This is a genomic window from Streptomyces sp. ActVer (genome assembly GCF_027270795.1).
Lineage (GTDB): Bacteria > Actinomycetota > Actinomycetes > Streptomycetales > Streptomycetaceae > Streptomyces > Streptomyces umbrinus_A.
The window spans coordinates 69,746-83,419 of sequence record NZ_JAPWHT010000002.1 but is presented as its reverse complement, the minus strand read 5'-3'; the positions used below and the strand labels follow the sequence as shown (position 1 = coordinate 83,419).

Here is a 13,674-nt window from a genome sequence, read left to right as displayed (position 1 = left end):
GGCGTGCGGCGTGCGGCGATGATCGGGGCCGTCTCGGCGGCCCCGGACTCAGCCCGCGAGCAGCTTCTTGACCACCCCGGCGACACGGCCGCCCTCGGCCAGGCCGGCCACCTTCGGGTTCACGATCTTCATGACCTGGCCCATGGCGCGCGGGCCCTCGGCACCGGCGGCCTTCGCCTCCTCGACCGCCTGCGCGACGATCTGCTGGAGCTCGTCGTCGGAGAGCTGCTTGGGCAGGTACTCGGCGAGGACCACGCCCTCCGCCTTCTCGCGCTCGGCCGACTCGGCACGGCCGCCCTGCGCGAAGGCCTCGGCCGCCTCTCGGCGCTTCTTCGCCTCCTTGGCGATCACCTTCTGCACCTCGTCGTCGGAGAGTTCGCGCTTCGACGTACCCGCGACCTCCTCCTTCTGGATGGCGGCGAGGGTCAGCCGGAGCGTCGAGGAGCGGAGCTCGTCGCGCTCCTTGATCGCGGCGTTGAGGTCTGCCTGCAGCTTCGACTTGAGCGTGGTCATGGGATGATTGTCGCAGGTGTGGTGCGACCGCTGCCCATGGATTTCGGGCGCCCCCTCCGATGACCCTTCGACGGTCCTCCGATGGTCTGACGAGTGTGTGGGGTCTGACACGATGGGCGCATGCGCGCGCGATACGGAGTACCTCTGGGAATCGCGGCGGCTGGCGCCGCCGGTCTGCTCTACTCGGCGGGTTTCGAAGCCCGCTCCTTCCGACTGCGGCGGGTGACCGTCCCGGTGCTGCCGCCCGGGATGCGACCGCTGCGCGTGCTCCAGGTCTCCGACATCCACATGGTGAGCGGCCAGCGCAAGAAGCAGCGCTGGCTGCGGTCGCTGGCCGGGCTGCGTCCCGACTTCGTCATCAACACCGGGGACAACCTGTCCGACCCGGGGGGCGTGCCCGAGGTGATGGACGCCCTCGGTCCCCTGATGGAGTTCCCGGGCGCGTACGTCTTCGGCTCGAACGACTACTACGGGCCCAAACCCCGCAACCCCGCCCGCTACTTGCTCGAGAAGGCGCAGGGCAGGCACGGGCTGAACGGCAACGCGCCCGTCGTCGGCGTGATCCACAACCCGTGGGAGCCGCTGCGCGACGGCTTCGACGCGGCAGGCTGGCTGAACCTGACGAACGCCCGGGGTTCGCTGAAGATCGACGGTTTCGAGGTCGAGCTGACCGGGCTCGACGACCCGCACATCAAGCGCGACCGCTACGCGCGCGTGGCCGGCGGCCCGTCCGACTCGGCCGACTTCTCGATGGGCATCGTGCACGCCCCGTACCTGCGCACGCTCGACGCCTTCACCGCGGACGGCTACCCCCTGATCCTGGCCGGCCACACCCACGGCGGTCAGCTGTGCATCCCGTTCTACGGCGCCCTCATCACCAACTGCGACCTGGACACGGAACGGGTGAAGGGCCTGTCCACGCATACGGAGACGGAGTCCGGGCGGACGGCGTACATGCACGTGTCGGCGGGCTGCGGCACGAACAGGTACACACCGGTCCGCTTCGCGTGCCCGCCGGAGGCTACGTTGCTCACGTTGGTGGGGCGGGGTTGAGGGGGGCGGGCGCCGGGGGCCGGGGCCGCTGGAGTTGCGGGCCGACGGTTGCGGGGCCCGGCCCAGGGAACTCCGGGAGCCGAGGGACTTCGGAGGGGTGAGGGGCTTCGGAGGGGTGAGGGGCTTCGGGGGCTGTGACTGGGCGGCGGGACGGGTGCTGGCGCGTGGGTGGTGTGTGACTGAGGGGCATGGGGGCGCGTGAAGCGGCACCGTCCGACCGGTTCAACCCACCTCGCCCCTTTTGTCCAACCCGCTTAATGTGAGGGGATGACCGCCCCCCTGCCGGCAGACATCCCGGACATACCCGTCCTCCCGGGCGTGGCTGCCAACGCCGCCGCCATCGTCCCCGTCGTCCCGGCGGACGCGGTGATCCCCCGCGTCCGCCGCCCCCTGGTCGCCGCCTTCCGCCTCCTCGTCGCGCTGACGGCGACCGCGGGCGTGACGCTCGCGCTGGTCCTTGGCACCCCGTCCCGGGTCATGAGCCACTTCACGATCCTGAGCAGCGTCGTGGTGGCCGCGGTGTTCACCGCCTCGGCCTGGCGGGCATGGACGGCCCGCCGCCCCCTGCCGCCATCCGTCACCGCAGGCACGATGCTGTACGCGGTGGGGGCGGGCCTGGTCCAACACGTGATCCTGGCGAACGGTCCGAGCGCTCTCTCCATCACGGGCGACACCGGGACCCTCACCGGCTGGCCCGCACTCGCGAACCAGCTCCTGCACACGGCGGTCCCGGTCATGGCCGTACTGGACTGGTTCCTGCTGACCCGCCCGGGCCCACTGCGTCTCCACACCGCGGCCACCTGGCTCGTGCTGCCCGCCGCGTACCTGGCCTTCACCCTCGCCCGGGGCGCGCTACTGTCTGCCGGCACCCAGGCCCGCTACCCGTACCCCTTTCTGGACGTGTCCCAGCACGGCTACGTAGAGGTCCTCGGCAACGCCACCGTCCTCGGCCTCGCCTGCTACGCGCTGGCCCTCCTCCTCGTCGCCCTCGACCACATCCGCCCCGTTCCGCGCCGCCACCGACCCCCCGAAAACCGGATTTCGTCTCCGGCCACCGGTGGGCTAAAGTAAACGACGTCGCCACGGACATGGCTCACGCAAGTAGCCTGCTCGAAGCGACATCGGGGTGTAGCGCAGCTTGGCAGCGCGCTTCGTTCGGGACGAAGAGGTCGTGGGTTCAAATCCCGCCACCCCGACAGTGAAACACCAGGTCAGGGGCCTGATCCGCATCGCGGGTCGGGCCCCTGAGTGGTTCCTGGAGATCGCTTGGGAGAAATCTGGGAGAAGATCTTGGTCGGGTTCTCCCAGTGGGTGACTGGTAAGGCCGTCTGAAGTGCGGCGGCGTAGGGCACTCGGACCTGCGCGTTCGCGAATCCAGCCCTGTAGTCGGCCGGGAACACCATGCCCGCCCGCCTCAACCACCCTTAGGATCACGACACATGGCAAGCCATCACTCAGCGCGTCCCCACGACCACGCCCGAGCACTCGCCCAGCGCGTGCGAGCGATGCGGGAGGGTCGAGGGTGGTCGCGGGAGCGGCTCGCCAAGGAAGCCGGCGTCGCCGTTGGAACGCTGGCCCGACTGGAGAGCGAGGGAGCGATCCAGCCAGGTTTCTTCACCGTCGGAGCGGTCGCCGAGGCACTTGAGGTCTCCCTCGATGAGCTCTTCCAGGAGACCAAGGTCGCTCCCGGCCTCTGGTCCGCTGGGTACGAAGGCCGGGACATCGACTCCTTCGTCGCCTCGCTCCTCGACAGCCGTATTGATGTCGTGGCGGACGTACGGCTCACGCCGATCAGTCACAAGAAGGGCTTCAGCAAGACCCGCCTCGGGGAGGCGCTTGCCGAGGCCGGCATCGAGTACACGCACCTGCGTGGCCTGGGTAATCCCAAGGACAACCGGGCGCCGTTCTGGGACGGCCGGCTCGACGAGGGCCGGGCCCGGTTCCGTGGGGTGCTGCGGTCCGAGGCGGCGCAGACCGATCTTGAGCGCCTCGCCGAGCATGCCCGGCAGTCCCGGGTCGCGGTGCTGTGCTTCGAGAAAGACGAAAGCCGCTGCCACCGGCAGGTCGTCCTGGAGACGGTCCGCAAGCGGGCCGCCGTGCCCGTAATTCCCCTGGCCTGACTTCACCCCCTCGCTCCTGTACGCGCCCTTGCCGGTGGCGCATGCCTCTCCTCCAATCGGATCGGGAGATCAGTGGAGGGGGCAACCATGGGATCGGGGATTTGGCAGCGCGCACGGATCATGATCACGGTCAAGACCTATCCGGAACTGTCCGCGAAGTACCACGAGACGAGCTGCGTGGCTGGCATACGGCTCGACCAGGGGGCGCCCCAGCATGTGCGGCTCTTCCCGGTTCCGTTCCGGCTGCTGAACGAAGAAAGCCAGTTCGCCAAGTATTCGATCGTCGAGGTCGACGTGCAGCGACACCATGGGGACCGCCGTCCCGAGAGTTTGCGCCCCAATCTGCAGACCCTCAAGGTCATCGAGCGCCTCGGGACAGCGGACGGCTGGCGCGAACGCTTCTCGCATGTTCGGCCCCTCGTGGCGCCGTCCCTGTGCTCCATAAAGCGGGACCAGGAGCTTCGGGGGACATCGCTTGGTGTCTTCCGCCCAGCGGAGTTCACTGGCTTCCGCTTCGCTCCTGCCGAGCCCTGGCCAGCTTCGAAGGCGGCCCTGGCAGATCAGTTGGATCTACTCGCGCAGGACCTTCGCCAACTGGAGTGGGTGCCACTTGAGTTCCGGTACAGCTTCCGATGCGCGGATCAGGAGTGCGGTGGTCACGACATGGGGCTGAGGGACTGGGAGGCGGGCGAGTCGTACCGCAAGTTCGTTCGCCACTACGGGAAGGACGGCGTTGAGGAGAAGCTTCGCGAGCGCTGGTTCGACCGGATGGTCACTCCGGAGAAGGCCGTGCACTGCTTCGTCGGGAACGTCGCGGCCCGCCCCAAGACGTTCCTGCTGCTGGGCCTGTTCTACCCGCGATGGGATGTCGTCGAGAACTTCCAGGAGAGCCTGTTCGACCTATGAGGGTGCGTACGCAGGATGGGGAACCCGTGGCCACCGTCCCCTGACCAAGGTCGTCGGCTGAACTGCCGCGTGCCGGATGCGGCCCTGCGGACCTGCCTGAATGCGGGCGTGCCATGCTGTCGTCAACGGAGCCTGGCTTGGCTCCAGTTGATCGTCAGGGGGAGCTGTGGCAGGGCGGGACCTTCGAACGTTGTTCAGCTCGAACGACCGGAGCATCGCCGCCAGTGAGGCATTCACGAACCGGCAGGCACAGTGGCAGGCCGTGACTGCCGGCCTCGCCGAGCACATACGGCACGTGACCTGTGCGGACTTCGACGTGGAGGACCTGGAAGCTCCCCGCCGCAACATCCTCGTGTTCCACGGTGTGGGCGGGATCGGCAAGTCCACGCTCTCCCGCAAGATCGAGGCATCGCTGGCCCGCAGCGAGCACCGCCCGGCGCAATGGGAATCGCCATCCCACCCCGAGGAGCGGACTCTGCCGGTCCGTATCGATCTCTCGCGCGCCGCGGGCATGGATTTCGAACGCGTCATCCTCACCATCCGTCTTGCCGTCGCCGCGCTCGGCCGGCCAATGCCCGCATTCGACCTCGCCCTGCGCCGCTACTGGGAGCACAACTACCCGGGCGAAACGATCGAGGATCACCTGCGCCGGGGCGGGTTGCTGAGCCGCTTCAGCGCCGCTGCCGCGCTGCCCCAGCAGATGCAGTCCGCGCTCAGCGATGTCGCCCAGGCCCTGCTCCTGCCCGGCACAGTCGGCAGTGCGCTCGGGAGCGGGGCCGGAGCGCTCATCAAGGCGTTACGCGAACGGCGCCAGTCCGTACGCGCCCTAGCCGGCTGCTCCCGCCTGGCCGACCTCCTGGAGGCCGAGCCCGACCTGGAAGCCCTCAGCTTCTACCCGCACCTCCTCGCCTGGGACCTGGCCCAACTCCCGACCGGCAAGAGCCCACTACCCGTGATCCTGCTGGACACCTTCGAGGACACCGGCGACCGCACGCACCGCGACTTCGAACGTCTGCTCCAACGCATAGTGTGGTTGATGCCCAACGCGTTCTTCGTCGTCACCGGACGCAACCGCCTCCAGTGGGCGGAGACGAGCCTGGAGGGGCAGCTCGACTGGACCGGGCCGCACGCGTGGCCCAGTCTCGCAGCCGACACGGAACATGTGGGGCGGGCTTTATCGGGCCGTCAGGTCCTGATCGGCGATTTCTCTCCCGAAGACTGCGAGGACTATCTGGTCCGCAGGCTGAGCCGCGACGGGCAGCCGCTGATCGACGAACCGGTCCGCCGGATCATCATCGACCGCTCCCACGGGTTGCCTCTGTACCTGGACCTGTCAGTCATGCGTTACCTGGAACTCCGACGCGGCGGCGGACAGCCGCAGGTCAACGACTTCGACCACGACTTCCCCGCCCTGATCGCCCGTACCCTCAGCGATCTGACCGTCGATGAGCGCCACGTGCTCCGCTCGGTCAGCCTGCTGAGCGCGTTCTCTGTGCCCTTGGCCACCCAAGCCGCCGACATGGACCACGACGCGCCCGCCCTACGGCTGTCCGAGCGCCCCTTCATCCGGGAGTCCTCTTCCGGTGTGTGGCCCTTCCATGTCCACGACCTGATCCGCTCCGCCATTCGCAACGCGGACGACGGCAGTGACGACCGGTGGTCGGAGCAGGACTGGCGGCGCGCGGCCCAACGAGCCTTCCACGCCCTGGAATCCCAGTGGCGCCAGGACCTGCGACACGACCGCGCCGTCCTGGTCGGCTGTCTCCAGCAAGGACTGCTCCTCGCACGGGACTTCCGTCTCGGTCTCGACTGGCTCGCCGATGCCGCATTCCAGTACGTAGGGGACTCCGTCTGGGAACCACTGGCGCTTCCCGCCGCCGATGCCACGTCGTCGGGTGGCCTGCAGACTGCTGCAGATGCCCTGGTGGAAACGCTGAGCGCCATCACCCGACGCCAGCACGAGCACCGCGAACGCACGACCAGTCGACTCTCGGCCGTCCTCGCCTCGGAGCTGCTCCCCGATGACCTGGTCGAACTGGCCACGTACTACCTGGCGAAGGCCCAGCGAGACCTCGGTCTGACCGATGATTCGCGTCGCGGGATGCAGCGCGTCGCCTCCGCCGACGGTCGGCTCGCTTCCGCGGCTAGGCGCGGCCTGGCACACCTGAGCCGACTGTCCGGAGACTTCCCGACCGCGGTCGAAGCCGCGGGGAGGCTGGGCTGGGAAGGGCGGCACCATCGGGTGTTGGGAGACGTGTGGTGGGTGCAGGGCGACATGGAGCGGGCGATAGCCGCCTACCTGGCAGGCCGGAACGAAGCTGAGGAGCACGGTGTGGTCGGCGAGACCGCCATGGTGCAGGCGCATCTCGCCTTCGCCGTCTCCTTCTCCGATCCGCTTCGGGCCGATGACGAACTCGAGCTGGCGGAACGGCTGTTGTCCCACCTCAGCCTGCGCTCCAGCGAGATGACCGCTCGCATCGCCGTGCTCGTCCGCGACGCCGGGTTCGCCGCCGACGTGCCCGGCCGGGCGGCCGTACTGCTCGCCGAAATCGGTGTCTCCGGCATTGCCTACGCCGCGGCGAAACTGCAACTGGCCCTGTGCTTCCACCACGCCGTCCTCGACGCCCAGGACGACCTCGCCACCGCGATCACACGCCTGCGCGAACTCACGCAGAGCGGCGACTACGCCTACTACGTCGACATCGCCCACTTCATGGCCGGCCTTCCGCTTCCCGAGCACACCGCGCGAGCACGGTGGATCGACGGAGAACAACAGACCCGCGAACGATGGCGCAACCTGGTTACGACACGTCGCAATCAGCTCGCCACGCCTCGTTAGGTTTTCCACACATGCGCACATCGCTGGTCAACGAGGCGCGACTACGATCGCCGGTCATGGACTGGCTGGAGCGCACCGCGAAACTGAGGCAGTGGACCAGAAGCGGGACCCGCGCTCCGCACAAGCCATTGCTGTTGCTGTACGCCCTCGGCCGGTTCCAGCGGGATGCCGCTGGCGAACTGCGGTACAGCGCGGTGGAGGAGGATCTGCAGCGGCTGCTGACCGAGTACGGTCCGCCGAACAGGACGACTCCGGCCTACCCGTTCCACCACCTGGTGAGCGACGGCGTGTGGGAGGTGCGCACCGATCGCGGACCGGGCAGCCCCGGCAGCGGGGTGCGGGAGTTGCGGGCCGCGGGGGCCGCGGGGCGGCTGACGCCGGAGCTGCGGGCGGCGCTGCGGCGTGAGCCGGCGCTGCTCGGCCGGATGGCACGGGTCCTGCTCGACCTGCACTTCCCGCCTTCGCTCCACGGCGACCTGTGCGAATCCGTCGGCCTGGAGCTGGAGCCGGCGGAGACCGGACAGCTCTCGGCCACCGTGCGGAGGCGGCGGGATCCGCGGATGCGGGAGCGGGTCCTGACGGCCTACGAGTACCGGTGCGCCTTCTGCGGCTACGACGGCAGGATCGGCGTGGTGCCGGTCGGGCTGGAGGCCGCGCACGTGCGCTGGTGGGCGTTCGACGGACCGGACGACGTCGACAACGGACTGTGCCTGTGCTCGCTGCACCACAAGCTCTTCGACAAAGGCGTCCTCGGTGTCGACGAGAGCCACCGCATCCTGGTCTCCCAGCGCTTCGTCGGCCACAGCCCCGCCGCCCGCGAACACGTCATCGCACTCGCCGACCGCCCACTCATCGGACCTCAACCGGGCGCCCACCCCATCGCCGCGATCCACCGCTCCTGGCACACCAGCCAGGTCTTCCACGGCAGCCCACGCCCCGCCACGGCCGCCTGACCGTCGAATCGTCGACCGCGGCCCACCGGTAAGGAGTGCACCGCCACCCGCCGAGGATCCTCCGTCAGATGCCGTTGACCTTTCGGCCGTTACTGCCGACGCCCTGGCTAAAGCTGTCGTGTGCGCAGGATCTCGAAGGTCCTGCGCACACGATGAAGCGCCAGTGGAAGACCGAGCCCTTCTGAGGCCCGTTCAGACGGCCGGAGGGATCCGTTCTGGCGTGCTCAGTTCATCCGCTTCAGGTCCCGGGCGCTCATGCCGAACAGCACATTCGGCTGCTCGTACTTGAAGGTGTAGCCGGCGACGAGAGCGGCAGCGATGAACACACCATTGGTGACGTACCTGCCGGTTGCCCGCTGCATCACGTGTTTCACGGTGTAGCTGCTGACGGTAGGGGTCTTGATCGGCGTGATGTTCTCGCGCAGCCACGCTGCGGTCTCCATCACCATGACCACGCCTCCGGCCAACTCCTCGCGGCCGACCGCAAGTTCGGTCCGGCGCTGCTCGGCCGTTTTGCGAAGGGGATTGAAGACGCCGATGCCGAAGGAGTTGAGCCGCGGATGCTGCTGCATCACCTCGGCCAAGGCAGCGATCTGTCGGCGGGCCACCAGATATACCGTTCCGGTGGTTGCCTGGTGGGCGTGAATCTCAGCCTTGCGGCGACGGTCCCTGGTCATCGTGCGCTCCATCTGGCGGGACGCCCCACGTCCACCCCGCCGCGGATACTTGGATGACCTGGCGGAACGCTGCTGCGCGATTCGGGGAACCTTGTCTTCGCCGCCACGATGGACGTGGGCCATCATGACTCGGAGCGGGCAGGCGCGATCTGCCATGCTCAGCGTACGCCCCAGCCCAGCCCTGTCCCCGCAAATCGGGGAGATCCGCCGCCGCCATACCAGTACCACCACCAAGACCACCGAGCCGCACGCGTCGCGCGCTAGAGGGCTCCATTCGAGGTAACCGGAGCCCGTCTCCCGACCATCAGGCCATCGTCGTGGCGCGAGCGCGCAGCAGCCGATCGAGTACGGCGACCGGCGAGCGCGGGTGCAAGCCACGCCGGGCATCGAGCGCTGCCTCCCACTGCTCGGTCAGGCCGGCCTTGAGACGCTCGCGCATGCCAGGGGTCACGTGGGCGTAGCGGGCCGAGACCGAGCCGTCGATGTGGCCCATGCGCTCGTCCATCAGCACCTTCTCGGTGCCGAGATCCTCCATGTGCGTGCGGTGGGAGTGGCGCAGGCCGTGCGGGGTGAGCCCTCTGGCGACGGGCAGCCAGCAGGCGTCCGCCCGGCCTTGGGCGTTGCGGCCTCGGACCGGGATGCCGGGCCAGGGCTCGCCGAGCAGCGGGACCGGGCGGGCCTCCTGAGGTGCCTTCTTCGGATACCAGCCGGAGGTGGCCGGCGCGAACAGCCAGGTGGCGAAGCCATTGCGGCGCCAGTGGGCGGCGTTCTCCGTCGGGACGCCTCCTCGGACGAACTTCAGCTCGGCTATGGCGCGTTCAACACGGACGCGGGTGTCCTCCCGTACCCGCTCGGGGTGGTTGAGAACATTGGACACAGTGCCGCTGGAAACCTCCGCGCGGCGAGCGACGTCCACGAGCTTGGCGCCCGTGTGCCCGCCGGTGCGAGCGGTGCCCTGGCCACGGAACACGTACCTCTTGCCGTGGCAGGCGCACGGCGCCGGCTTCGTACGGGCGATGTGGTCGGCGACCAGGGCCGACAACCAGTCCGTCACGTCGATGGTGCGGTAGCTGTCATCCTTGGGCGGGCAGCGGATCAGCTCGCCCGAGTCCAGCTCGTACAACTGATGCTCCACCCGTACGGCGTCAGGTCGTGCGAACTCGGTTTCCAAGCCGACGATTTCGCCCCACCGCATGCCCGTGTATCCCTTGAGGATCACGGCGACGAACTCGTCGTCGCGCCCGGACAGCAGGGCCGCGCGTTCGGCGATGAGCAGCAGGCCGAGCGGATCGGTGATGACCTTCTCGGGTCCCCGGTCACGGGAACGGCCGGCGCGCTTGCCGCGTCCGCGTCGTTTGGTGGCCGGGTTGGCGGCGATGAGGCCCTCATCCACGGCGTCGGCCAGGATGAGGTGGAGCGTCGAGCGCCAGGTCTTGACGCTGGATGCGGCGTAGACGGACTTCTCCCGCTTCTCCCAGGTGTCCACGTCTGTGCGGAGGATGCCAGCGAGGGCCTTGTCCTCGAACTCGGGGAGCAGGTGCTCCTCGATGTGGCGCCGGTAGTTCTGCATGGTGGATGCGGCCAGGTCCTGGGCGTCATACCAGCGACTGGCGTACTCGCCGAAGGTCTCCTGTCCGGCGGACGGGTCGCGCCAGGTGCCGCGCCGGACCCTGGCCTCTTCCTCGTCTGCGGCCTGCTTCGCCTCGCGCTTCGTGGCGAACTTGACCACCGCACCCGTCGGGTCGGCGACAGTGCCGTACTTGCCTTCGCTGACTTTGTACCTGCCGCGCCAGTAACTGCCGCGTTTCTCGGCGAAGCCCATGCCTCGTACTCCCTCCTTCCTGTGGTCTGCCGTGTCGTGCTAGGCCGCAGTGCCGTACTGGGACCTGCGGGGCGGTCGGGCCTGGAGACGTTGTGCGGAGGGCATCGGGGACTGGGGCAGTCGCCCCGTACGCGATGACGTAGTTGTTGGCGCAGGCAGAGGCATCCGGGAAGGGATGCGCTGCGCGGACTGCGGGGCCGGCTCTTCATGAATGCGGATGATCTCGGCGAGGTGTCCGGCGGTGAAGCGGTATGCGCGACCGACCCGCGTGTGCGGTATCAGACGCCTTCGCGCACGGTCCTTGACCCACCAGGCGGAGCAGCCGAGCGTCTCGGCGATCTCCTCGGGGCGGTAGAGGCGAGGCAAGGCTGATTCGTCCTCGGTGCGGGAAAACGGGCGTGTGAGAGCAGGCGGCGTTGCGGTGTGGTGCAAAAGGGGTGGATTCCTAACTCTGTGGCAGGCGTACTCGGTCAGCGGCGCTGACCGAAACTCGTCACGGGGCACTCGACCTCCTGCAGCAGCACGAGGGGCGAGACAAGGAGGGCTTGGGCGAGGGCGACGAGGTCGTCGATGTCGCAGCGGCGTTGGGCGCGTTCGATGCGAGACAGCATCGTGTTGGTCATCGGACGGCCGAGGGCACTGACGCGGGCAGCGAGCTCGCGCTGGGCAAGGCCGCGTTCGGTGCGGAGGATTTCGATGGTGCGGGCGGTCCGTATTCCGGCCGGTCCGATTTCCAGGGATCGTGCTGCCATGACTCCATTTGTAGCTTCCATTCGCCGGTTTGGTTAACCGGCGATCGTCGGCTATGTTGCGCCCGGCGGACGGCGGGGACTTACCGCTGGGCTGGGTTCCAGGTATCCGGTCGGCGATACCTTCGCCAACCCGATGACATGCTCTGACGTGCGGTGTTGTGTTGTAGCTCGCGCTCATAGCAGGAGTCAACAGGTTCCCGATGTGATGCTTCTGTCTTCACCTGACGGTCCATTATTTCGGCAACCGCCGATCCGGGTTTATTCTTTTGATGATGCCGTACAGCATCCGTTCGCCGTCAGCTGTCTGATTTCCCGGCGGAATGCTGGACTTGTGCGGCATGGATGTGGCTGTCTTGGCTATACGACGCCACCACCCCTCCCCGTGCACCGCCCGACAAGGGCCGACTGCACTCCCATGCCCTGACCTAGGAGCCGCCGCCCGATGAGCTACGACGCCCGCGAATGGGTGTGGGATCACAGCCGCAGCAAGGGCACCGCCCGCATGGTTCTCGCCCTGATCGCCGACCGGTGCCGCGACCGGCACTGCGTCGCGTACGCGTCCGTGGCCACCCTCATGAAACGCGCCAATGCCTCCCGCACCGCCGTGCGCGATGCGCTCGCCAAGTTGATCGCCGACGGCGAGCTGGTGCCGCTCCCCGACCGCAAGGGGCCCCGGGGAGAGACGTACTACTGCCTCCCAATCGCCGCCCGGTACCTCGCCGATGAGCCCCGGGAGAGGGACCGGAATCCGGCACCCCAAGGGGGTCGGAATCCGACCCTCGGGGGGTCTGAATCCGACCCTGCCGAGTCCTTCGAGAGGGGATCGGAATCCGGCCCCGGGGAACAGAATCCGGCCCCCAGGGGGTACGGATTCCGACCCGAGGGGGGTGCGGATTCCGACCCCCAGAACAGAAGAGAACCGAAGGTGAACGGTAAGAGCAGCAGCTCTGCCCCGCTCATCTCCGCCACCGAGTGGCAGATCGACGACAACGCCCGCGCCTGGCTCCAGCACGACGGGCATCTCGACCGACTCGGCGAACACGCCCTGCACGCCGCCGACGCGAAGTGGCGCACCTACCGGAGCTCGTGGGATCCCCGCACCGCCGACGCGTGGGCCGCCGACTGGCGCGCGTGGATCGCTCGGGAACACACCCCCACCCCCGGCCGCCCGAGCCTCTACGCCCTGCCCGGTGGCACACCCACCCCCACCTCAACTAACGGCATGACGCGCTCCGAGGCGCACATGGCCGCCCTGCTCGCCGCCCTCGACGAGCCGACCGGAACGGAGTAAGCCGCCTTTGGACCGACGCGAAGTCGCCGCCGTCCTCGCCTACATCGGGCGCCTCGATCCCCGCACCGCCCGCACTGGCACGGGCGATGCCCGTGACCAAATCGTCCAGTGGCAAGAACTGCTTAGCGACGTGCCCTTCGCCACCGATCACGGCTGGGACGTCCGTGAGGCGATACGGGCCCACGTCCTGGACTCCCCGTACCCGATCCTCCCGGTGGACGTCGCCCGCAAGTGGCGCGCCTACCGCCGCGACCGCCTGGACCGGCACACCGACCCCACCCCGGCCGCCGACCCGGACAACCCCGCCGCCTGGCGCACCGAACTCCTCGGCACACGACACGCCGTCGCCACCGGCATAGCCGCGCCCTCCCCGCACCGACAGCTCACCGGGGGCCCGCACCGGGACATCGATGCCCGCCTCGCCGCCGTCGGATCACCCATCCCGCCAGCAGTCCGAGCGGCACTCGCCCCCTACCGGCCCGCGCGTGCCGCCCGCGAGGCTGTCGTCGCCGCAGGACAGCCCGATGCTCTCAGCGTCCCGTGCCAGTGGTGCCACGCAGACAAGGGCGAGCCCTGCCGCAGCCGACGCCTCGGCCTCGACGGCCACGCCCGGGGCAACGCACCACGCACGAGGCCGCACCCCACCCGCGTGGACCTCGCCATGGCGGAGCTGGCCCGGTAGAACGCAGCGTGACCAGCGGCTGCCGTATCGGCGCCGACGCCTGACCAACGGCGCCTTCGCCATCCC

13 protein-coding genes and 1 tRNA gene are annotated in these 13,674 nt (G+C 68.8%); 9 read left to right on the top strand and 5 right to left on the bottom strand.

What is annotated here, in order from left to right:
* Positions 1-48: 48 nt before the first annotated feature.
* The gene (locus O3Q52_RS00855) at positions 49-513 is read right to left on the bottom strand and encodes a GatB/YqeY domain-containing protein (RefSeq protein ID WP_055617054.1); all 465 of its coding nucleotides are present in this window, start codon (positions 511-513) and stop codon (positions 49-51) included.
* A gap of 120 nt (positions 514-633) precedes the next feature.
* Between O3Q52_RS00855 and O3Q52_RS00850 the strand changes: the two genes are divergently transcribed.
* The 7 genes from O3Q52_RS00850 (at position 634) to O3Q52_RS00820 (ending at position 8,384) form a co-directional block, all read left to right on the top strand.
* A complete protein-coding gene (locus O3Q52_RS00850) occupies positions 634-1,566 on the top strand; it encodes a metallophosphoesterase (RefSeq protein WP_269646821.1) in 933 nt (310 codons plus the stop codon).
* Between the two features lie 267 nt (positions 1,567-1,833).
* A complete protein-coding gene (locus O3Q52_RS00845) occupies positions 1,834-2,637 on the top strand; it encodes a Pr6Pr family membrane protein (protein ID WP_332112831.1) in 804 nt (267 codons plus the stop codon).
* Positions 2,638-2,688: 51 nt separating this feature from the next.
* Positions 2,689-2,762, top strand: a tRNA-Pro gene (locus O3Q52_RS00840).
* A gap of 243 nt (positions 2,763-3,005) precedes the next feature.
* On the top strand, positions 3,006-3,686 hold the full coding sequence (locus O3Q52_RS00835) for a DUF488 family protein (RefSeq protein WP_269646820.1): 681 nt from the start codon (positions 3,006-3,008) through the stop codon (positions 3,684-3,686).
* Positions 3,687-3,773: 87 nt separating this feature from the next.
* Positions 3,774-4,592 (top strand): hypothetical protein, encoded by an 819-nt coding sequence (locus tag O3Q52_RS00830; protein WP_269646819.1) that lies wholly within the window; start codon positions 3,774-3,776, stop codon positions 4,590-4,592.
* Between the two features lie 190 nt (positions 4,593-4,782).
* A complete protein-coding gene (locus O3Q52_RS00825) occupies positions 4,783-7,431 on the top strand; it encodes an ATP/GTP-binding protein (RefSeq protein WP_332112830.1) in 2,649 nt (882 codons plus the stop codon).
* A 56-nt stretch (positions 7,432-7,487) separates the two neighbouring features.
* Positions 7,488-8,384 (top strand): phosphorothioated DNA-binding restriction endonuclease, encoded by an 897-nt coding sequence (locus O3Q52_RS00820; RefSeq protein WP_269646824.1) that lies wholly within the window; start codon positions 7,488-7,490, stop codon positions 8,382-8,384.
* A gap of 224 nt (positions 8,385-8,608) precedes the next feature.
* Here O3Q52_RS00820 and O3Q52_RS00815 read toward each other — a convergent pair whose 3' ends face one another.
* The 4 genes from O3Q52_RS00815 to O3Q52_RS00800 form a co-directional block, all read right to left on the bottom strand.
* Positions 8,609-9,061, bottom strand: a complete 453-nt coding sequence (locus O3Q52_RS00815) for a hypothetical protein (protein WP_269646817.1) — start codon at positions 9,059-9,061, stop codon at positions 8,609-8,611.
* 304 nt (positions 9,062-9,365) lie between these two features.
* Positions 9,366-10,883: a LacI family DNA-binding transcriptional regulator gene (locus tag O3Q52_RS00810; protein WP_269646816.1), complete on the bottom strand. Its 1,518-nt coding sequence runs from the start codon at positions 10,881-10,883 to the stop codon at positions 9,366-9,368.
* Positions 10,884-10,922: 39 nt separating this feature from the next.
* Entirely contained in the window at positions 10,923-11,249 is a 327-nt protein-coding gene (locus O3Q52_RS00805) for a helix-turn-helix domain-containing protein (protein ID WP_269646815.1), read from the bottom strand.
* A 104-nt stretch (positions 11,250-11,353) separates the two neighbouring features.
* Positions 11,354-11,635, bottom strand: a complete 282-nt coding sequence (locus O3Q52_RS00800) for a helix-turn-helix domain-containing protein (RefSeq protein ID WP_269646814.1) — start codon at positions 11,633-11,635, stop codon at positions 11,354-11,356.
* A gap of 442 nt (positions 11,636-12,077) precedes the next feature.
* Here O3Q52_RS00800 and O3Q52_RS00795 point away from each other — a divergent pair, with 442 nt between their 5' ends.
* Positions 12,078-12,926 (top strand): helix-turn-helix domain-containing protein, encoded by an 849-nt coding sequence (locus O3Q52_RS00795; protein WP_269646813.1) that lies wholly within the window; start codon positions 12,078-12,080, stop codon positions 12,924-12,926.
* Between the two features lie 7 nt (positions 12,927-12,933).
* Positions 12,934-13,608: a hypothetical protein gene (locus O3Q52_RS00790; protein ID WP_269646812.1), complete on the top strand. Its 675-nt coding sequence runs from the start codon at positions 12,934-12,936 to the stop codon at positions 13,606-13,608.
* Positions 13,609-13,674: the final 66 nt, after the last annotated feature.